General features: G+C 38.5%; 17 protein-coding genes. 11 read left to right on the top strand and 6 right to left on the bottom strand.

Going from position 1 to position 20,787, the window contains the following annotated elements:
• Window positions 1-3: 3 nt before the first annotated feature.
• On the bottom strand, window positions 4-807 hold the full coding sequence (locus R2Q94_RS11975; RefSeq protein WP_316821693.1) for an AAA family ATPase: 804 nt from the start codon (window positions 805-807) through the stop codon (window positions 4-6).
• Between the two features lie 184 nt (window positions 808-991).
• Between R2Q94_RS11975 and R2Q94_RS11980 the strand changes: the two genes are divergently transcribed.
• On the top strand, window positions 992-1,513 hold the full coding sequence (locus R2Q94_RS11980; RefSeq protein WP_316821694.1) for an NAD(P)H-dependent oxidoreductase: 522 nt from the start codon (window positions 992-994) through the stop codon (window positions 1,511-1,513).
• 30 nt (window positions 1,514-1,543) lie between these two features.
• On the opposite strand, the gene R2Q94_RS11985 is transcribed toward R2Q94_RS11980, so the two are convergent.
• Window positions 1,544-1,993, bottom strand: a complete 450-nt coding sequence (locus R2Q94_RS11985) for a hypothetical protein (protein ID WP_316821695.1) — start codon at window positions 1,991-1,993, stop codon at window positions 1,544-1,546.
• Between the two features lie 18 nt (window positions 1,994-2,011).
• On the opposite strand from R2Q94_RS11985, the gene R2Q94_RS11990 reads away from it, so the two are divergent.
• Window positions 2,012-3,670, top strand: coding sequence for an ABC transporter substrate-binding protein (locus R2Q94_RS11990; RefSeq protein ID WP_316821696.1), 1,659 nt, complete (start codon window positions 2,012-2,014; stop codon window positions 3,668-3,670).
• Between the two features lie 110 nt (window positions 3,671-3,780).
• Here the strand turns inward: R2Q94_RS11990 and R2Q94_RS11995 are convergent, their stop codons facing one another.
• The 4 genes from R2Q94_RS11995 to R2Q94_RS12010 all read right to left on the bottom strand — a co-directional run bounded on the left by R2Q94_RS11995 (window position 3,781) and on the right by R2Q94_RS12010 (window position 11,521).
• Window positions 3,781-6,234 carry a TonB-dependent receptor domain-containing protein gene (locus R2Q94_RS11995; RefSeq protein ID WP_316821697.1) on the bottom strand — a complete coding sequence of 818 codons (2,454 nt, stop codon included), beginning with the start codon at window positions 6,232-6,234 and terminating at the stop codon, window positions 3,781-3,783.
• A 455-nt stretch (window positions 6,235-6,689) separates the two neighbouring features.
• Window positions 6,690-9,497, bottom strand: coding sequence for a leucine--tRNA ligase (gene leuS / locus R2Q94_RS12000; protein ID WP_316821698.1), 2,808 nt, complete (start codon window positions 9,495-9,497; stop codon window positions 6,690-6,692).
• Between the two features lie 156 nt (window positions 9,498-9,653).
• Entirely contained in the window at window positions 9,654-10,916 is a 1,263-nt protein-coding gene (locus tag R2Q94_RS12005; protein ID WP_316821699.1) for a chloride channel protein, read from the bottom strand.
• A 188-nt stretch (window positions 10,917-11,104) separates the two neighbouring features.
• Window positions 11,105-11,521 (bottom strand): hypothetical protein, encoded by a 417-nt coding sequence (locus R2Q94_RS12010; protein WP_316821700.1) that lies wholly within the window; start codon window positions 11,519-11,521, stop codon window positions 11,105-11,107.
• A 331-nt stretch (window positions 11,522-11,852) separates the two neighbouring features.
• Here R2Q94_RS12010 and R2Q94_RS12015 point away from each other — a divergent pair, with 331 nt between their 5' ends.
• The 9 genes from R2Q94_RS12015 to R2Q94_RS12055 all read left to right on the top strand — a co-directional run bounded on the left by R2Q94_RS12015 (window position 11,853) and on the right by R2Q94_RS12055 (window position 20,725).
• Window positions 11,853-12,731 (top strand): cell division protein FtsX, encoded by an 879-nt coding sequence (locus tag R2Q94_RS12015; RefSeq protein ID WP_316821701.1) that lies wholly within the window; start codon window positions 11,853-11,855, stop codon window positions 12,729-12,731.
• Complete coding sequence (locus R2Q94_RS12020; RefSeq protein ID WP_316821702.1) at window positions 12,731-12,955, top strand: DUF3098 domain-containing protein; 225 nt, start codon at window positions 12,731-12,733, stop codon at window positions 12,953-12,955. The genes R2Q94_RS12015 and R2Q94_RS12020 overlap by 1 nt, the downstream gene beginning before the upstream one ends.
• 8 nt (window positions 12,956-12,963) lie before the next feature.
• Window positions 12,964-13,758: an undecaprenyl-diphosphate phosphatase gene (locus R2Q94_RS12025; RefSeq protein WP_316821703.1), complete on the top strand. Its 795-nt coding sequence runs from the start codon at window positions 12,964-12,966 to the stop codon at window positions 13,756-13,758.
• Between the two features lie 164 nt (window positions 13,759-13,922).
• The gene (gene truB / locus R2Q94_RS12030; RefSeq protein WP_316821704.1) at window positions 13,923-14,675 is read left to right on the top strand and encodes a tRNA pseudouridine(55) synthase TruB; all 753 of its coding nucleotides are present in this window, start codon (window positions 13,923-13,925) and stop codon (window positions 14,673-14,675) included.
• 6 nt (window positions 14,676-14,681) lie between these two features.
• Window positions 14,682-15,548 carry a YitT family protein gene (locus R2Q94_RS12035; RefSeq protein WP_316821705.1) on the top strand — a complete coding sequence of 289 codons (867 nt, stop codon included), beginning with the start codon at window positions 14,682-14,684 and terminating at the stop codon, window positions 15,546-15,548.
• Window positions 15,549-15,617: 69 nt separating this feature from the next.
• A complete protein-coding gene (locus R2Q94_RS12040; protein WP_316821706.1) occupies window positions 15,618-16,553 on the top strand; it encodes a bifunctional riboflavin kinase/FAD synthetase in 936 nt (311 codons plus the stop codon).
• A gap of 59 nt (window positions 16,554-16,612) precedes the next feature.
• Window positions 16,613-16,975, top strand: a complete 363-nt coding sequence (locus tag R2Q94_RS12045; RefSeq protein WP_316821707.1) for a hypothetical protein — start codon at window positions 16,613-16,615, stop codon at window positions 16,973-16,975.
• A 59-nt stretch (window positions 16,976-17,034) separates the two neighbouring features.
• Window positions 17,035-19,260: a cation:proton antiporter gene (locus tag R2Q94_RS12050; RefSeq protein ID WP_316821708.1), complete on the top strand. Its 2,226-nt coding sequence runs from the start codon at window positions 17,035-17,037 to the stop codon at window positions 19,258-19,260.
• A 259-nt stretch (window positions 19,261-19,519) separates the two neighbouring features.
• Window positions 19,520-20,725, top strand: coding sequence for a DUF2157 domain-containing protein (locus tag R2Q94_RS12055; RefSeq protein WP_316821709.1), 1,206 nt, complete (start codon window positions 19,520-19,522; stop codon window positions 20,723-20,725).
• Window positions 20,726-20,787 lie beyond the last annotated feature (62 nt).

The following is a 20,787-nucleotide window of genomic DNA, read 5'->3' on the forward strand; positions in this document are numbered from 1 at the left end:
GTTTTAAATAGTTGCTTTATTTACATCCTGTACTTCTGTTACCAGTCCGTTTTTACGAACGATTTCACGTGCCAGGTTCAAATAGTTGATCGCACCTTTGCAGTTGGCATCATGCATGATCACCGATATTCCATAACTAGGTGCCTCACTCAGTCGTGTATTTCTTTGAATAATCGTTTCAAAAACCAGGTCCTGGAAATGGGTTCTGACTTCTTCTACCACCTGGTTTGACAAGCGTAAACGCACATCATACATGGTCAATAGAATCCCTTCTATTTCCAATTGCGGGTTTAAACGATTCTGAACAATCTTAATGGTATTCAATAACTTACCTAAACCTTCCAGTGCAAAATATTCACATTGCACAGGAATAATTACTGAATCTGCCGCAGTTAAGGCATTGATCGTAATTAGACCTAAAGATGGAGAACAATCCACGATAATAAAATCGTATTGATCTTTCACTTTCTCCAGCACTGCTTTCATTTTATACTCCCTGTTGTTTAGATTGATCATCTCAATTTCCGCACCTACCAGATCAATATGCGCCGGGAGGAGGTCTAAATTAGGGGTTTCTGTTTTTTGAATGGCATCCATTGGCTCTATATCATTGATGATACACTCGTAGATGCTATTTTTAATACTCCTTGGATCAAAACCGATACCTGAGGTAGAGTTGGCCTGTGGATCTGCATCAACCAATAAAGTTCTGTATTCCAACACGGCTAAGCTTGCGGCTAAGTTTATAGATGAAGTCGTTTTACCTACACCACCTTTTTGATTTGCCAATGCAATAATTTTACTCATTTATCTTTTTAATAATTACCAATTATTTACTGAAGGCTTTCTGATACCCGATTTAAATCTATAAAAAATGCTATTTTTGTATTGATTTAGGCACATTTTAACGATTAGCTAAGATACAAACAATTTGACACTTACTGCATAGCACCAATATAGTGTTTTACACATCTTATTAACAATTTTTTACATGATCACCATCATCTCTGGAACAAACAGACCTGGAAGTAATACGCTGAAAGTATCAAAATATTATCAAAAAGTACTGGCAGAAAAAGGATTAGAAACCCAGCTATTCAGTCTGGAACAATTACCTGACAATTTGATTGCTTCCGATCTGTATGGAAAAAGGTCTGCGGAGTTCGAACCTATCCAGGAAATGGTGACTAAAACCAGTAAATTTCTCTTCATAATTCCTGAATACAACGGAAGTTTCCCTGGGGTACTAAAAACCTTCATTGATGCCTGTCAGTTTCCAGAGAGTTTCTACGATAAGAAGGCCGCTTTAGTGGGAATCTCTTCCGGAAAATATGGGAATATCAGGGGCATCGATCATTTTGGTGGGGTATGCAGTTACCTTCACTTAAATGTACTCCCATTGAGAATCCACATATCCATTATCAAAACTGAACTCAATGAAATGGAAGAGATTTTCAAGGAAGACACCTTAAAATTCACTAACCAGCAAATGGACAAGTTTATTGCATTCTAGATTCCGCAAAATGCCTTTATTGTGCCTCAGTTAAATGCCAAAACTGCTCCAGTTTTTACCCTCATTTCCAAAAATGAAGTAACCAGGGTATAACATTTCGGCGATATCTTCAAGTAAGGCTACCCATTCTTCAGGAGTAACCGCAGCCTGATCATCCAATAGATAAACCCGGTTGTATTCTACTGCCGGCCATTCTTTCTGTAATAAGGAAGGAACTATGCCCATCATGCTGAGCATGCTCAGACCTTTTTCTACATAAATGATTACCCTTGCCTGATTTATATCGGCCTGCAAAACACCTCCGGCATCATTAATCAGGCCTTCTAAGTCGAAATTTAAATGATTCTCGGTATCCAGACAGGCAACAGGCACCTTTTCCATAAATTTTATTTTATGCTGGACAAGATCCACACGCTCCTGAAGCATTTCATTTAACACTTCATCTTCCACCTTATTTATAACCGCATTTAAAAAAGACATATTGATTTATTTATTACTTTGTGCAAAATTAGTATTCCTACACCGATGCGTCGTATTATCTCCCATATTTTTTACGGATTATTACTGTTTCTCCTGGCATCCTGTGGGAAAAGAGCGGAAGAACAGGAAAAAAAAGTGTTCAACATGAACCTGGACCAGAATCTGACCTCCCTGGATCCTGCCTTTGCCCGTAATCAAAATGCTTTATGGATGGTGAACCAGATTTTCAATGGTCTGGTACAGATTGATAGCAATCTCAACACCTTACCTTGCCTTGCCAAAAGCTGGGAAATATCTAAAGATGGTTTAAATTATACCTTTCATTTGAGAGATGATGTATATTTCCACGACGACCCTATATTTCCACAGGGAAAAGGCCGCAAAGTTAAGGCCGATGATTTTGTCTACAGCTTTTATCGTTTAATAGATCCCAAAGTCGCTTCTTCAGGCAGCTGGATTTTTAGCGATAAAGTAAAAGACCAGCAGAATTTTATTGCCCTAAACGACTCCACTTTTCAAATCAAGCTCAACAAACCTTTCCCTCCATTTCTTAGTCTGCTGACCGCACAATATGCCTCTGTAGTGCCCAAAGAAATTGTAGAGCATTACGGAAAGGACTTCCGGAACCATCCTATTGGAACCGGCCCATTCAAATTTAAATACTGGAAAGAAGACGAGGTTTTGGTCCTCTTAAAGAATGAAAAATACTGGGAAAAAGACAATGGCCAACAATTGCCCTATCTGGACGCGGTAAAGGTGACTTTTATCAGCGATAAACAAAGTGCCTTTATGAACTTCATTAAAAAGGACCTTGACTTTTTTGATAAAGTAGACGGGAGTTATCGTGATGATATCCTGACGAAAAGTGGAAAGATGACCAGGAAATACAAAGGAGATTTTCAACTGATCAAAAGCCCCTATCTCTGCACCGAATATCTGGGTTTCTTAGTAGACACCTCCAAAAGCATCGCTAAAAATTCGCCAGTAAAGTACTTAAAAGTAAGACAAGCGATCAATTATGCGATCGACAAACCCAAGCTCATCAAATATCTGAGAAATAGCATTGGCATCCCTGCAACTGCTGGATTTGTACCACAAGGGATGCCGGGTTTCGACAGCAGGGTAGTCAAAGGTTATCATTACGAACCAGAAAAAGCAGCTAAACTATTGGCGGAAGCTGGTTTTCCCAATGGAAAAGGCATGCCACAAATTACCCTGAGCACTTCTACAACTTATAAAGACCTTATGGAATTCATACAAGGTGAACTGAATGCAATTGGAATAAAAGTCAAAGTTGATGCAAGTCCAAATGCCAGTTTAAGAGATATGATGTCTAAGAATGCAGTTAACTTTTTCAGGGGATCCTGGATTGCTGATTATGGCGATGCCGAAAATTATCTGGCGGTATTTTACTCAAAGAACAAAGTACCAGACGGTCCAAATTATACTGGCTATTTTAACAAGGCATACGACCGCTTATTTGAAAGCAGTTATTATGAAAATGATCCACAAAAAAGGTATAAACTTTATCAGAAGATGGACAGTATGGTGATGACCTATGCGAACATTGTTCCCATACTATATGATCAATCCCTGATCATGCTGCAGAACAACATTAGTGGATATCCGACAAACCCATTAAATCTTATGATTTTGAAAAGGGTAAGAAAGCAATAAAAAAAGACCTTTCCGCTATGATCGGAAAGGTCTTCAATTTATATCCAGATGATCTTGCCTGAGATGGCGGTATCTTACAATGGGAATCAGCCTTCCTGATTTGAACCGGATTAGTTCTGAACTCCTCCCATTCCTCCCTGATCTTCTTTTTTCACATCATCATTTTTCACTCCTTTTTTAGGTTCTGTGAATTTCAATTTACCAAATTTATAGCTAAAATTGATACCGAATGAACGCAATGGGTAATGAATATTTGTAGATTGCTGATAGTTGCTTCCTTTATTCACCGTGTTGATCACTAAATCACGATTGAAAGGATTCAAAACGTTCAATCCGATCGTTGCTTTTTTCTTCATGATTTCTTTTTTCACCGCAGCACCATAAAAATACATCGCATCAGTTTTACCCTGGAAAGTTCTTTTTGGTGAATTGACCACTCCCCAAATCTCGGTATTCCAACCACCAGGCAATGCATAGGCAGAACGACCAAAAACAGTATAATTTAAGAATGTTCCTGTATTTAGATTACTGGAAGAATTGTTTACTTCGTAAGTATTCAAACCAAAATTCGCCATTAAAGTCCATTTTGGTTTAGGATTATAGCTACCGAATAAATTCATTCCATAGGATTGGCTTCTACCAACATTCAGGTAAGTCGTTAAAAAGCGTTGGCCATCTGTTGCCGTGCCATCAATTGGTAAAATTGCACTTTCTATTACATTTTCAGTAGTACGATAAAAAACAGAAGCATTAATCATAGATCCTTTGATAAAGGTAGAATATCCCATTTCTATATTGTGAGTTAATTCAGGATCCAGTTCCGGATTACCGCGCATCACATTATAGGGATCGCTTTTGTTTTCAAAAGGATTCAAATAAAACAAACTTGGACGTTGAATTCTCTTGTTATAACTCAGTTTAACCGAACCACCACCCTTTAAAGCCTGGGATAAAATCAAACTAGGGAACAGGTTCATGTAGTCATTATCAAACCTATCTTTATGACCAGATAAACCATTGATTTTGGTATATTCTCCTCTTAATCCAGCTTTTGCAGTAATTTTTTTAGTCAGTTTAAAACCTAAAACTCCATAAGCAGAAGCTACATTCTGGTCATAATCAAAATCCTGTAAGCTTTCACCATAAGCACTGATGATATTTCTAAAGATTCCTTTTACTCCGGTTTCAAAAGTTGTCGTTTTACTGATCGGATATACATAATCTGATTGCAAGGTATATTCATTGTTTTTTCCTGTATTGGAACCATTAACAATCACATCAGGTAGCATTACTCCAGGCTGACCAGGACCTGGAATGAACAATTCTTCAAAAACAATTTTATTCATAAAGTCGCTGGTGTTTCTTCCTGCAGTCAGCTGAGCAGAAATACTGAACTCTTCTCCTTCTTTCTTACTTGTTTTCCTATAATCAATATTCCAATCCAAATTATTGAATCCCATGTCCATATCTCTGATATTTATGGAAGGAAAGCCATTAGTCAACACATTAGAACGACCTGGACCTCCATTAGAAAATCTATTGATTTTCAGGTTAGTACTAATGTTATGGTAATTGTTAAAATCATAATCCAGTCCGGCACTTCCATTATACCCTATACGAGACCATTTTGAGTAGCCATCCTGTGAAACTGTGCTTAAAGTACCGTCGCTTCCTACAGAGCTATTAAAAGATTTCACCAATGAATTTTGAGGATAAGCATGATTTACACCAAGACTGGTGGTAACCGATAAACGTCCGGTTTTGGCATTCAGATTGAAGGCTCCATTATTGGAACGCGTACCCACCGAGGCATTTACACTCCCACTTGTTCCTTCTGCAGTTTTCTTTTTAGTGATGATATTGACAATTCCACCAGAACCTTCTGCGTCATATTTTGCCGATGGACTGGTAATCACCTCCACACTTTTAATCTGTTCAGCAGGGATCATTTTCAAAGCATCTGCCACACTATTGGCCATGGTTCCTGATGGTTTACCATTGATGAGTACTCTTACTGAACTTCCTCTCATTTGAAGATTTCCGTTCACATCTACGGATAACATGGGAACTTTACGCATGACATCTGTTGCATCTCCACCGGCATTGGTAATGTCCTGTTCGGCATTATACACGATTTTGTCGACTTTATTTTCGACAAGCGCCTGCTGTCCGCTAATCTCCACTTCTTTTAAATTACTTGATGTTGGACTTAGATATATCGTTCCAATGTTCAGATCTGGTTTTCCCGGAGTCGTTTTAACGACCACAACTTTAGTTTTATAACCCATAAAACCAATAGACAGCTTATATTCTTCCGGGCTGATATTGGACAAGCTTACTTTTCCACGTTCATCTGTGACCCCTCCGTTAATAGATTTATTGTCTTTATTTTTAATGAGAGATACTGTTGCATAGTCTATTGGTTTTTTGCTAATAGAATCCAGTATCAGAGCAGTGATTCTTCCGGTCACCATTTTTTTTGCGGTACCTCCCCCCATCGGAAACTGGGCATTTGCCCCAATCGTCAGGATCAGGCCAAAAAATAAGAGTATCATTTTTTTCATTGTAGTAGTTTAGTTTTTAATAGTCTAGATCAACCATTAGGTAAATTACCTTCCAGTTTTTCAATTAGTCTAACGAAGGTATATATTGTTACAAGCTATTTCCATAGATTTTAGATCTCTGGTAAATATTTTACGGTGAACAGCCATTTATGACCGGTGAGCGTAGCCAATGGCTATTTGTAAAAGATGGAATACAATGGCATAAGAACGGTAATGATTGCTGGCTGAAATAGTGCTGTTCTAGGGTTCTGGTAGGGTAGCTGTAGCCTCAAAAGCCTAAGAAAGCCTTTTGAATACGCACTTACCTCCACTTATATTAATCAAAATTTGAGCGTTCTTCAGCCAGTCTTTAATTTCAGAACATCCCCCCTCCTTTTTACAATCCAAAACCACTTTAAACAACAAAGGCTCCGAACAATCGTCCGGAGCCTTTAATTTCTATGATTTGATCTCGTTTAAATCACAATATTTACAATGCGACCTTTTACAACAATCACCTTTTTAGGCGTTTTTCCTTCCAGGTATTTTTGTACCTGTTCGTCCGCCAATACGATTTCTTCAATCTCTTTAGCTTCTAAAGTCAGGCTTAAGTTAAGATTCAACCTCGTTTTTCCATTTACAGATACCGGGTAAGAAAACTCATCTTCTACCATAAAGGCAGGATTGAATACCGGATATTTTGCATAAGACAAACTTCCTGCATCATGTCCCAGATTTGCCCAAAGTTCTTCACAGATATGTGGTGCATAAGGAGAAAGTACTACGACCAGGTCTTCCAAAACCTGACGGTTTTTACATTTCAGTTCCGTTAACTCGTTTACTGCAATCATAAAACTGGAAACAGAAGTATTGAAAGAGAAACGCTCCACATCATCCTGAACCTTTTTAATGATTTTATGTAGCGCTTTTAATTCTGCTTTTGAAGGAACAGAATCACTAACATTAAATACCCATGCATCATTATGGAATAAACGCCAGAATTTACGAAGGAATTTAAACACCCCTTCAATCCCGTTGGTGTTCCATGGCTTACTTTGCTCCAGTGGACCTAAGAACATTTCGTACATTCTTAAAGTATCGGCGCCATAGCTAGCGATCAATATATCAGGATTCACCACATTGAACTTGGATTTAGACATTTTCTCTACCTCTACACCGCAGATGTATTTTCCATTTTCAAGGATAAACTCCGCATCGGCAAATTCAGGTCTGAATAATTTAAACTGCGGAATATTCAGGATCTCATTTTCTACGATATTCACATCAACATGTAATGGCGTAGTTTTATAATCTTTTCGTAGACCATAAGAAACTAAAGTATTTGTACCCTTACCTTCCTCATCTACCACACGGTAAACAAAATTGGATCTACCCTGGATCATTCCCTGGTTTATCAACTTTTTGAAAGGTTCTTCCACTTTTACATGACCAAGGTCTTTCAAAAATTTATTCCAGAAACGACTGTATAATAAGTGTCCGGTTGCATGTTCTGCACCTCCGATATACAAATCTACATCCTGCCAATACTCGATTGCTTCCTCTGAAGCAAAAGCAGATTTATTTTTGGCATCCATATAACGGTACCAGTACCAGCTGGAACCTGCCCAACCTGGCATGGTGCTCAATTCATACTCATACTGATCGTCGTAGCTCCAGTTTTCAGCTCTGCCCAAAGGTGGTTCACCACTTTCAGTTGGCAGGTATTTATCAATTTCAGGAAGCATTAAAGGCAATTCTTCTTCATTGATCAAGTATGGTAATCCATCTTTAAAATAAACAGGAATTGGCTCTCCCCAATAGCGCTGGCGACCAAAGATTGCATCGCGCATGCGGTAATTAATTTTAGCTTTTCCTACTTCATTCTCCTCCAACCAGGCGTTTAAGGTTTCAGTAGCTTCGGTATAAGTCATCCCATTGATAAAACCTGAGTTGATGTATTTACCTTCTTTGGTTGGATCTGCCTGAGTTTCGATATCTTTCTGACTATCCAGGATCTGTACGATTGGCAAATGAAAATTGGTCGCAAATAACCAGTCGCGCTGATCACCACTTGGCACACCCATTACGGCACCTGTTCCATATCCTGCCAGCACATAATCAGCAATCCATAACTGCACACGTTCGCCACTTACCGGATTAATCACATATGAACCCGTGAATGCACCGGAAACAGTTTTCACGTCAGACATCCGGTCTAACTCTGATTTCTTCTTCGTTTGAGCGATATAGTTATTGATGCCATCCAATTGCTCAGGTTTAGTCAAAGCAATAACCAGTTCATGTTCTGGTGCTAACACCAGATAAGAAACACCAAAAATCGTGTCTACACGAGTAGTAAATACTTCTATGTAATCCTGAGTTAATCCAGCTGTTTCTGCGGCATCTTCAATCTTAAAACGAACACTCGCTCCAACACTTTTACCAATCCAGTTACGTTGCATTTCCTTAACTGGTTCTGGCCAGTCAATTGTATTTAGGCCTTGTAGCAAACGCTCTGCATAAGCAGAAATACGCATGCTCCATTGCATCATTTTCTTTTGCTCTACCGGATGACCTCCACGTTCTGAGTAACCACCGATCACTTCATCATTGGCCAATACCGTTCCTAATGCAGGGCACCAGTTTACCGTACTTTCTCTAAGGTAAGTTAAACGGTATTTCAATAGTTCCTCCTGTTTTTCTTCCGGAGTCATGGTAGCCCAGTCGCTAGGAAGGAAAGACCTGGTATCTTCATCACAAACTGCTTTTACGTCAGCGCTGCCTGAAGCATTGAATTTTTCTATTAAGGTAGTGATATCTTCTGCACGGTCTGTTTCCTTGTTATACCAGGAATTGAACAATTGCATAAAGATCCACTGCGTCCATTTGTAATATTCCGGATCACTGGTACGTACTTCTTTACTCCAGTCAAAAGAGAAACCGATCTGATCTAGTTGTCTTCTGTAAGTATTAATGTTTACTTCCGTTGTTAATGCCGGATGTTGTCCGGTTTGAATGGCATATTGTTCTGCCGGTAAGCCAAAAGAATCGTATCCCATAGGATGCAATACATTGTATCCTTTTAATCTTTTATATCTGCTAAAAATATCAGAAGCAATATAACCGAGTGGGTGACCAACATGTAAACCCGCTCCTGAAGGATATGGAAACATATCGAGTACGTAAAACTTAGGTTTTGCAGAATGCTCTTCTGCTTTAAACGTTTGATTTTGAGCCCAAAACTCTTGCCACTTTTGTTCTATTTCTTTAAATTGATAATCCATTACAGCTATGCCTTATATCCTTATATGTAGCGCGAAAATAAGGAAATAAAGATTGGATTAGAAACGCTTTCTGAAATAGCTATGCTCCTGATCAAAATCAGGCATACCGATTCCAGCATTTCAATTTATTTTCAGGATACTCTATTTGAGATTCTGCTAGATCCCCAATCTGCCAAAAAGCAGATGTTTTGGCGATTTATTTTCAGGGGCATTGTAAATGCTATGGTGCCCGGAGGCAAGAAAAGAAACCGTACAGGCAATTGCAACATACCATCCACAGGAAATTCCAAACAATTCAAAAGCCATCATACAACAGGCGATCGGTGTTTTTGCTGCTCCGGCAAATACAGCAACAAAGCCCATTCCGGCAAGTAATCCCAGAGGTAAAGGAAGAAATAGGGAGAGTGCACTGCCTAATGTTGCGCCTATAAAAAATAAAGGAGTAACTTCTCCACCTTTAAATCCTGAAGCAAGTGTGATGGCGGTCAGCAAAATTTTAAAAGCAAAATCCTGAGCTGAAGCTGGCTGATGAAAGGCATCAACAATTACCGGAATACCCAAACCGATATATTTATACTTCCCAAATACGAGTACGATGACGAGCACAACAACACCTCCAAGCACTGGCCGGATTGGGGCGTACTTCATTTTTTTAAACGCAGTAGATAGCAGATCAGTGATCCTGACAAAAGCCACTGCTGCAATACTGAAAGCAAATCCTGCGACAACACTATACCAAACACCCCTTAAAGAAATTTGGGGGATGAAACCCATCTGATAATGGGTATGTCCAACTCCCCATAATCCGGTCACATACGCTCCAATAAAAGCGGATGCAATTGCAGGAAGGATAGATTTTTGAGGTATTTTCCCTATTAACAGTACTTCAATCCCGAAAATGGCGCCAGCCCATGGTGTTCCAAAAACCGAAGCAAAGCCGGCACTTAGGCCAGCGATTAACAAAATTTTACGATCTTCAGCAGAGAGTCTAAAAGGCTGATGTAGCTGATCTGCCGTAGCAGCCGCCATTTGCAAGGCTGTTCCCTCTCTTCCGGCAGAACCCCCAAATAAATGAGTGACGATGGTGCCCAATAATACCAGGGGTGTCATTTTAAATGGAATAACATCTTTAGGATTATGAATCGTGTCAAAAACCAGGTTATTTCCCCTTTCCACATTTTTCCCTTTGTGGTAGTACATGAATCCGATAAAAAATCCGGCAACAGGTAAAAGGTATATCATTTGAATATGCTGGTTTCTGAAATCAGTAGCTAAATTTAAAAGTGTCAGAAACAAGGCGGATAAGGTTCCCGCAGCAGCACCAATTATAAAACTAAGTAGGATCCATTTCAATAAATAAGAAAAAACGGTGTCTTTATGAAGTAATTTGACTAATGGTTCTGTATCGTTTTCCCTCATAATTAGCCTGGGGTAATTTTCAAATGAGAATGGCTTATGGCAAATATAAAAAAAGCTGCCCATATTGTTCTTTAAAACAGAAGGGCAGCAATTTATGAATAGGGATGGTATTGTCTTTAACCAGGCCTGGATGTTGATTTATGAAATGATATGGGCAGCGCTTTTTCTGGTCAGGCTATCCGATTAATTTACCTGCGCAGGAAGTACTTTCTAACTTCTTTTGGATTAGCATCCTGCACTGTTGCAGTAAACTCAAAGTTATTATCCGTGATCGTGTTGGTTGTACTGTTTAATATTTTACCGGATAAGGACAAACTGAAGTCATCAGTAGCAAAGACAGCATAAGTACCCAGGATGCGATCTCCGGCAATGCCAACCTCCACCTGATCATTTTCATCATTACGAAATTCAAAAAAATCCGCAGCAGCACCGGTATAGACTTTAGTTGCCGTGCCGTCGATAGTAGTCTCTATTTTAGACACCTGCCATTTACCTTCCATTTTCTTCTTTAATGACCTGGATTCTCCACTTTCCTTTTTACATCCGGCAGCGATTCCTGTAAGGATAAATAGCAACATGGTAGCGAAAGTAAGTTGTTTTCTCATAGGTTTAATTTTGTTGTTTTAAAATTGATTTTAGACAATTTCTAGGTTGATTATTAGTTTGTTTGTCCTCCATTCGAAAAGAAAAATAATAGGGCTCCCCCGATGTCCGACTAGAAAATAACGCTAAAAAATTCCTTTTGGTACAAAAATGTTACACAAGGCTGTATAGAAGTATGGCTTGTTTGCCTCATTACAAAAGCTAAAATCTATTTTTCTAAACTATTTTTGGGGATCAGGCGTTCTAGTTTTAAAGATTAAAAAGGGATAAAGGCTATAATTTTAAATTAGTTGCTTATATTTTTTTATTTTCGCACAACATAAAAACACATACATGGAAGAATTTGAAGTTAGCGATGCTTCTAAGAAGACAAAAACCATTTATATTTCTACGATTTTCAGTATAGCTTTGGTGCTATTGATGCTGGGCATGTTGGGTTTGATTTTAGTACATGCTAAGAATCTATCCAACTATGTGAAAGAAAACATCGTATTGAACATCATTGTAGATGAAGGTGCAAAAGAGGCAGATGTTTTGGCTTTCCAAAAGGAGTTGAACACCAATCCAGCAATCAAAAACACCCAATATGTCAATAAAGAAATGGCAGCAAAGAATCTGACCACAGATTTAGGTGAAGATTTCGTAAACTTTTTAGGCTATAATCCTTTACTTTCTACAGTGGATGTTTATCTGAAAGCAGATTATGCAAATAACAAAAGTATTGACGAACTAAAGGCCAGTATTGCAAAAAATCCGGTTGTTAAAGAAGTGATTTATCAGAGCTCTTTAATTGACATGGTCAACAAAAATATCAACACGATTGGTTTAATTATACTTGCTTTTGCTGCTATTCTATTGATCATTTCGATTGCTTTAATCAATAATACCATTCGTCTGGCCATTTATTCTCAACGTTTCTTAATAAAAAGCATGCAATTGGTTGGTGCTACCAGAAACTTTATCCGTAAGCCTTTCATTTTATTGGCAGCTTTACACGGGTTAATTGCAGCATTTATTGCCATTTTAATTCTATTAGGCATTTTGTATTATGCGCAAAGAGAAATCCCTGAAATCATTATTCTAAGAAATTATACAGAATTTGGTATTGTATTAATCAGCCTGGTGGGCATTGGTATCTTTATTACTGCCATCAGTACTGCTTTTGCAGTCAGCAAATATTTACGTTTAAAAATTTACGACCTTTATAGCTAATGACAGAGAAAAAAACAGCACCTGTAAATCAGGAAAGCAAATCTGAACTTGTTTTTACAAAAAAGAACTATCAATTGCTGGTAATTAGTATTGCAATTGTAGTCATAGGTTTCATCTTAATGATGGGGACTACTGATATTTACGACTTCAGAAAAACCACACTGGCACCGATGACTGTGCTATTTGGTTTCGGCTTTGGAGTGTATGCTATTCTTAAAAAATAACGGTTTACATGAATTATTTACAGGCTTTTATCCTCGCTATTATAGAGGGGTTAACGGAGTTTTTGCCAGTTTCTTCTACCGGTCATATGGTGATTGCCAGTGCGGTTATGGGAATTGGAAACGACGAATTCGTTAAATTATTTGAAGTTGCCATACAATTGGGGGCTATTCTGGCTGTTGTAGTATTATACTGGAAGAAATTTTTCGACTTCAGTAAATGGCAATTTTATGTGAAATTGCTGATTGCAGTAATTCCTGCATTAGGTTTCGGATACTTATTGAATGATTTTATTGATGATAAACTGGGAAGCCCAATTTTCATTGCGGTGATCTTATTGTTAGGTGGTATTGTACTCCTCTTCATCGACAAGATGTTTAAAAATCCGGAGATTCAGCATGAATCGGAGATCACGAACCTATCTGCTTTTAAAATTGGCTGTTTTCAGGTATTGGCAGTGGTATTCCCTGGTTTGAGCAGAAGTGCTGCGACCATTATTGGGGGTATGCAACAGAAGCTAACCCGCCATGCTGCAGCAGAATTCTCTTTCTTTTTAGCGGTACCTACGATGTGTGCTGCAACAGGTTATAAGCTTCTAAAAGGCGCCCATCTGCTAAATGGAGAGAACATTAAACTGTTACTTTTCGGCAACCTGATTGCTTTTATTGTTGCCATCATTGCCATTAAATCATTTATTGGTTTTTTATCAAAACATGGTTTCCGTGTGTTTGGTTATTACCGAATAGTGATTGGTGTGGTTATTCTTGCACTATATTTCTCAGGAATTGATTTGAAGGTAGTTTAGTTTTAAGAATTGTAATTGAATTCCATTTTAGCCCTAAGGCTAGCTGGATAAATTAAAGAACTTGAAGGAAATCATGCTGAAAACAGCTCCAGATCAGCAATGAAATTGAGGTCAACCGAATAAAATATAACCAAGAAAACGTATTAAAAATAGCGTGTATTGCAATGACAGAGAGTGAAAATAACTTAAATACGAAGACCTTCCCGGATTTCAATTTTGCAGAAGGTGAATTGTTACTCATCAATAAACCATATCAATGGACCAGCTTTGATGTAGTTGGAAAAATCAGAAACTCGCTAAAGCCATTAAAAGTTAAGGTGGGGCATGCCGGAACATTAGATCCTCTAGCTACTGGTTTGCTGATCTTATGTACCGGAAAACTCACCAAGCAAATTGACACCTTTCAGGCGGAAGAAAAAGAATATACAGGAACCATGATCCTTGGTGCGACTACACCTTCTTTCGATATGGAAACTGTTGTAGATGAAGAATATCCATTAGATGGCTTAACCGAAGAAGCAATTTATGCAGCAACGGAACCTTTTAAAGGCGATATCCAGCAATACCCACCGGCACATTCTGCGGTAAAGGTGAATGGAGAACGTTTATATGTAAAGGCACGCCGTGGGGAAGAAACGGAACTTCGTTTACGATTCGTGACCGTTTCTACTTTTGAAATTACGCGGATTGCACTTCCGGAGGTTGATTTCAGGATCGTTTGTAGTAAAGGAACTTATATCAGGTCACTGATTTCGGATTTCGGAAAACACTTGAATAATGGCGCATATTTATCGGTACTAACACGCACCCGTAGCGGGAATTTCTTACTTGAAAATGCCTATGAAGTGGCTGATTTAGTCGCCCATCTCCGCAGTAAAAAAGAACTACCGGTCTCCTCAACAGATCCTCAAACCTAACTTGTTATGCAAAGCCACATTAAAAGTAAGAATGCAAGATCAATAAAAGACTTCTTATTGATTACTTGTGGCGTTGTTTCTGCCTGTTTTGGTTTAAAAAGCTTTTTGATTCCCAATGATTTCATTGATGGTGGGGTCACCGGGATTTCTCTTTTGGTCAGTACTTTAACCGGATGGAAACTCTCCTACCTGATTGTGCTGATTAATATTCCTTTTATCATTCTGGGCTATCGTCAAATTGGAAAGGCATTTGCCCTGAAAACCGCCCTTGCCATCGGAGCATTGGCTATTCTTCTGGTAGTGCTGCCCTTCCAACCTGTTACACATGTCCCATTACTGATTGCCTTCTTTGGTGGCTTCTTTCTTGGTGGAGGTATTGGTATGGCGATGCGCGGTGGATGTGTGATTGATGGAACAGAGGTGCTTGCCTTATATTTTAGTAGAAATAGTCTCTTAACTGTAGGAAATATAATTCTGATCTTAAACATCATTATATTTTCTTTTGCAGCGTTTTTTCTGGGTATGGAAACAGCTATGTATGCCATTTTAACCTATTTGTCGGCCACTAAAACCATTGACTTTGTAGTAAATGGATTAGAGCAATACACAGGAGTAACAATTATTTCTGATAAAAGCGAGGAGATTAAAGAGTACATTATCGAAACGATGAAACGCGGAGTTACGGTTTATAAAGGTGAAGGGGGCTATGGGATAAAGAAAGATATTGACATTCTATATACTGTACTTACCAAACTGGAAATCGGGAAGTTACAAACAGAAATCAGGAACATTGACCCGGATGCTTTTGTAGTTCAACAACAGATTGCGGATATTAAAGGCGGAGTGGTACTGAAACGTCAATCCTTACATTAAGTCACATATGTGATCCAAATGAGCCATCAAATAGAAGCGCAGCAAAAACAAAAATCATAAAACAAGCTGATGAAAACATATCACCATCTTTCTGAGTTTAAAAAATTAGACAATGCCGTTGCCACCATTGGAACTTTCGATGGGGTGCATTTCGGGCATCAGAAGATCATCAAAAGACTTTGTGAACTGGCAAAATCTACCGGTGGAGAAAGTGTGATCTTAACCTTTTTCCCACATCCTAGAATGATCATTGATCCTGAGAACCAGGATTTGAAACTGATCAATACCATCGATGAAAAAATAAAGATCCTTTCAGAATTAGGTGTTGATCATTTGATCATTACCCCTTTTACAAGAGACTTTTCGAACCTCAGCCCTACAGACTACATTAAAAATATTTTAGTGGACACGATAGGCATTAAACAACTTATTGTGGGTTACGACCATCGTTTTGGGAAGGACAGAAAAGGTGGAATGCAGGAATTGGAAATGCTTTCAAAACAGTTTGATTATAAAATCGAGGAGATCGCAGAACAGGATGTGGACGATGTGGGTGTGAGTTCTACCAAAATCAGGAAAGCATTGTTGAATGGAGAAGTGGCCCTGGCTGCAAACTATTTAGGTTATAATTTTTCCATTCATGGACGGGTGATTAAAGGGGATAAAATTGGGCGTACCATTGGTTTTCCAACCGCGAATATCTTTCTGGAGGAGACTTATAAGCTGATTCCATCTGATGGCATTTATGCCGTTACCATTGACATGGGCACTGAGTCTTATAAAGGAATGGCTTATATCGGGCAGCGACCAACCATCAACGGCATGACCAGAAATATAGAAGTGAATATTTTTGATTTCAATAAAGAGATTTACGGACAATATATCACCATGACTTTCCTCGAATTCTTACGTCATGATGTAAAATTCACTGGCTTAGAAACCCTGAAGACCCAGCTTCATCAGGATAAATTAGATACCCTCGCTTATTTCGAAAAAACTAAGTAATCTGCATTTAAAAGCCTTTTTCCTAAAAAAAAAGGCTTTTTTTTGCTATATTTACCTCAATGAGGCTTTTATTATCTGCTATATTTTTCTTTTTCAGCCAGGTAATTTCCTTGCAGACCGCGCAGGGGAAAGTGGTAGCTCAGGTAAGTCCTTATGTAAGTAAATCTAATTTCAGCACAAAGAAACATTACCTTAATCCACTATCTAAAGACCGTACTTCTTTAAAGAAGGTGTTTTTAGAAGACATCAGCTATATTCATCATTCTACACAAAAACAATATAGTAGCCCCTGGATTTTTCTAAGAACAGCAGATAAAGCATTATATATCCCCCTGGTTATTCTCAGGACCTATCATGTATTTCAGAATTTTGGATATTCATATATTTTCAATTTTCTTTATCCAAAACATGTTTTTTGGTAGTTAAAAATCATCGAAATCTGATCGATAATATTTTATAACTTTAAAAAAACACATCTTATATGATACATTTACCCGTATTAATCACTGACTTAGGTTTAATACTTGCCGCAGCTGCGATCACTACCCTTTTATTTAAAAAAATTAAACAACCATTGGTATTGGGCTATATCCTTGCCGGTTTATTGGTTGGTCCACATATTAATTTTATCCCTACCGTTACCGATAATGCCAGTATTACCATATGGGCAGAAATCGGAGTCATCTTTTTATTATTTAGTTTAGGATTAGAATTCAGTTTTAAAAAGCTGGTTAAAGTTGGGGGTTCTGCTTCCATCACAGCCATCGTAGAGGTAGTCTTTATGCTACTGATTGGTTTTGCTGCAGGAATGGCCATGGGCTGGTCTACTATGGACAGCATATTTCTTGGCGGTATCCTGTCTGTGTCATCTACAACGATCATTATACGTGCTTTTGAAGAACTTGGTGTAAAACATAAGAAATTCGCCGGATTGGTTTTCGGGGTTTTGATTGTCGAGGATTTAGTAGCCATCTTATTATTGGTATTGCTCTCTACACTCGCCGTAAGCCAGCAATTTGCAGGAGCAGACATGCTGATCTCCATTTTAAAATTGGGTTTCTTCCTGGTACTGTGGTTCATCGGTGGTATTTTCTTAGTACCCACTTTCCTGAAGGCTACTAAAAAATTAATGAATGATGAGACCATGCTGATTGTATCTATTGCATTGTGTCTATTGATGGTTTTATTGGCTGTTAAGGTCGGTTTTTCACCTGCCCTTGGCGCATTTATCATGGGTTCCATCCTGGCAGAAACCACACAGGCAGAACGTATAGAACACCTGACAAAATCAGTAAAAGATCTTTTTGCAGCGATATTTTTCGTGTCTGTAGGGATGATGATCAATCCAAGTATCCTGGTTGATTATGCTGTTCCAATTTTAGTCATCACTGTTGCTACGATTCTTGGAAAGTTCCTGAGTTCTGGAATGGGGGCGCTGCTTTCTGGTCAGCCTTTAAAAACTTCTGTACAAACGGGATTAAGTCTGGCACAAATCGGAGAGTTTTCATTTATTATCGCCACACTTGGCTTAACCCTAAAAGTAACAAGCGAATTCCTGTACCCGATTGCCGTAGCTGTATCCGCGATCACGACCTTTACCACACCCTATTTAATCCAGGCTTCTGAACCTTTCTACAATTTTCTGGAGCGTACGCTACCGAAGAAATGGGTGGAAGCCATCAATAGATATAGCACCAGTACGGCGGGTATCACTACAATGAGCGACTGGAAAGTGCTATTGAAGTCTTATACTTTCAATACCATCATTCACTCGGTTATTCTTATTGCAATCGTCTTCCTGGGTTCGAAATACCTGCAACCATTTATTACGGAAAACATTATAAATGGTCATAATGGAATTATCATCAGCTTAATTTTCACTTTAATTCTCATGACACCATTCTTATGGGCATTGGCAATTAGAAAAATAGAAAAAAAGGCTTATTCTCATTTATGGTTGAATAAGAAATATACACGAGGCCCATTGGTGGCACTAGAGGTATTAAGGATCGCCCTGGCCTTATTCTTTGTCGGCTTCCTGATCTATCAGTTCTACAGCAACTGGATAGCGGTAGTAGTGGCCATTGCCTTAATCATCCTTGGCATGTTCATCTTTTCCAGAAAACTACAAGGTTTCTACAACAAAATGGAAAGTAGATTCCTGTTAAACCTGAATGCCCGTGAAAAACAAAATGAACAACCGGAAATCCTGCCCTGGGATACTCACCTTGCTGAGTTAATGGTTGCTCCGGAATCAGAACTTGTAGGAAAAACATTAATTGACTTGTCCATCAGAGAGAAATATGGGGTCAATATTGCCCTCATTGAACGTGGTAAAATCATGATCCCAACTCCCGGAAGAGACGAGAGATTGTATCCCAATGATAAGGTTTTAGTCATCGGTACGGATGATCAACTAGCAGCAATCAAGCCTTTATTTGAAGGTATTAAAGAAGAGCTCCTGGCCGAATCCAGCTTCCCGAAAAAAGACATGACTTTACAAAAGATTGTCATCACCAGTAGTTCACCTGTTTACGGGCAAAGTATCAGAAGCTCCGGAATCCGGGAGAAAACACAGGGACTGGTTGTTGGCGTAGAAAGAAAAGGGGAAAGAATTCTAAATCCAGACTCTAATCTGATATTTGAAAACGAAGATATTGTATGGATTGTAGGTAACAGTAAGAAAGTTCCGGAGTTGTTAAACTAACTCCATACCTTATTCAATAAGCAGCCATTATTTACGCAAAATGCCTCCAGGATTAAATAATTTTGGAGGCATTTTCATTCTGTAGGATTTTACAACTGCAATTATTATAACATTTTATGAATTGAAAATGGTTTAAGAAAGATATATTGGCAAAAGCTATTAAATTGAGAAATTCATGCAAAGAATCAATTATAAACCTATTTTAGCCTTATACTTTTTATAACCAGAAATACATTATGAAAGCCAAAATGTACTTTTCATGAAAATAGATTCCGAAAAAACTGAGTTTTTAGAGGAAATGCTGGAACATTGGCAGGCACAGAAATTACTCAGTCCTGCTGAAGTAGCGCGTTTACGCAATAGTTATGAAACAAAGCATTTCGACTGGAGAAGGTTAGCGCAATATTCTTTTTGGATTGCCATGGCTTGTGGTGTAATCTCACTCGGCGCATTACTGGTGGACAATAAGGTGTTAAAATACCTGGAAAGCTTGTACCAAACCTCTGATGGGGCAATCAGTTTACTTTCGGCAGTTGCTGCAGGATATTTTTATTTTATAGGGTTCAAAAGAAAAAAAACAAAATCCCGACAGGTATTTAGTAATGAAGCATTGGTGTTTACAGCCGTAATGCTTACAGCCAATGCAATTGCCTATTTAGGGAAGGCCATACAAAGCTCTGGAGACCACTTTTCATGGTTACTCCTGATCGCAGTATTCATTTATGGCATTCTTGCCTATATTTTTCAATCCAGACTGATCTGGGCATTTGTATTGATTTCGCTTGGTGCCTGGTTCGGAACAGAAAGCGGATACTTATCCAGAGGAAACTGGTATTTCATAGGTATGAATTATCCACTACGTTTTGTTTGTTTTGGCCTTCTGCTGACCGCGCTATCTTTCCTGATGAAGGGCGCTTCCTCCCCTATTCACAATTTCACTTTGTTTAGAAATAAATCAACTAAAGACGCTAAAGATTTGAAGACATTTTCCCCGGACAGGTTAGAGTTAAAAGCTGAGGCAGTTATCGGCCTTTCCGATCAATCCCCTAGCTCCTCAAATATGGATCTTAACACTCAACCAGAGAAAAGGAGTTTAGCGTATTTCTTTCAGGTCACCTATATCATAGGAATGATGTATCTTTTTATCTCACTCTGGTTCCTTTCAGTTTTTGGAAACTTTGGAACCTTGGAAGAATGGTATACTGTAAAACAGATCAGCTTGTTCTACTGGGCAATTATCTCTGCGACTGTTTGTGGGATCAGTATATTTATTGGGCTAAAATACAGAGATGATATTGCCAGAGAGTTTGGCATTACCTTCCTTTTTATTAACCTTTACACCCGCTATTTCGAATATTTCTGGGACAACTGGCATAAGGCCCTTTTCTTCAGCGTACTTGCAGCCTCCTTCTGGATCATTGGAAGAAAGGCTGAAAAGATTTGGAATCTCGAATTTTTAAAGTGATCAGCAAATAAAGCTGCTTTTCAAATTCTCATCTCCATTCGATGCAATAAATGCTTTGAAAA

The organism is Pedobacter gandavensis, from assembly GCF_032678465.1.
GTDB lineage: Bacteria > Bacteroidota > Bacteroidia > Sphingobacteriales > Sphingobacteriaceae > Pedobacter > Pedobacter gandavensis_B.

What these genes read in the sequence shown, in the direction of transcription:
- R2Q94_RS12045 (WP_316821707.1), top strand. Translation starts at nt 16,613, where the DNA reads ATGAGGCTTTTATTATCTGCTATATTTTTCTTTTTCAGCCAGGTAATT.
- R2Q94_RS11985 (WP_316821695.1), bottom strand. Translation starts at nt 1,993, where the DNA reads ATGTCTTTTTTAAATGCGGTTATAAATAAGGTGGAAGATGAAGTGTTA.
- R2Q94_RS12050 (WP_316821708.1), top strand. Translation starts at nt 17,035, where the DNA reads ATGATACATTTACCCGTATTAATCACTGACTTAGGTTTAATACTTGCC.
- R2Q94_RS12025 (WP_316821703.1), top strand. Translation starts at nt 12,964, where the DNA reads ATGAATTATTTACAGGCTTTTATCCTCGCTATTATAGAGGGGTTAACG.
- R2Q94_RS11975 (WP_316821693.1), bottom strand. Translation starts at nt 807, where the DNA reads ATGAGTAAAATTATTGCATTGGCAAATCAAAAAGGTGGTGTAGGTAAA.
- R2Q94_RS11995 (WP_316821697.1), bottom strand. Translation starts at nt 6,234, where the DNA reads ATGAAAAAAATGATACTCTTATTTTTTGGCCTGATCCTGACGATTGGG.
- R2Q94_RS12015 (WP_316821701.1), top strand. Translation starts at nt 11,853, where the DNA reads ATGGAAGAATTTGAAGTTAGCGATGCTTCTAAGAAGACAAAAACCATT.
- R2Q94_RS12035 (WP_316821705.1), top strand. Translation starts at nt 14,682, where the DNA reads ATGCAAAGCCACATTAAAAGTAAGAATGCAAGATCAATAAAAGACTTC.
- R2Q94_RS12010 (WP_316821700.1), bottom strand. Translation starts at nt 11,521, where the DNA reads ATGAGAAAACAACTTACTTTCGCTACCATGTTGCTATTTATCCTTACA.
- R2Q94_RS12040 (WP_316821706.1), top strand. Translation starts at nt 15,618, where the DNA reads ATGAAAACATATCACCATCTTTCTGAGTTTAAAAAATTAGACAATGCC.
- leuS (WP_316821698.1), bottom strand. Translation starts at nt 9,497, where the DNA reads ATGGATTATCAATTTAAAGAAATAGAACAAAAGTGGCAAGAGTTTTGG.
- truB (WP_316821704.1), top strand. Translation starts at nt 13,923, where the DNA reads ATGACAGAGAGTGAAAATAACTTAAATACGAAGACCTTCCCGGATTTC.
- R2Q94_RS11980 (WP_316821694.1), top strand. Translation starts at nt 992, where the DNA reads ATGATCACCATCATCTCTGGAACAAACAGACCTGGAAGTAATACGCTG.
- R2Q94_RS12005 (WP_316821699.1), bottom strand. Translation starts at nt 10,916, where the DNA reads ATGAGGGAAAACGATACAGAACCATTAGTCAAATTACTTCATAAAGAC.
- R2Q94_RS12020 (WP_316821702.1), top strand. Translation starts at nt 12,731, where the DNA reads ATGACAGAGAAAAAAACAGCACCTGTAAATCAGGAAAGCAAATCTGAA.
- R2Q94_RS12055 (WP_316821709.1), top strand. Translation starts at nt 19,520, where the DNA reads ATGAAAATAGATTCCGAAAAAACTGAGTTTTTAGAGGAAATGCTGGAA.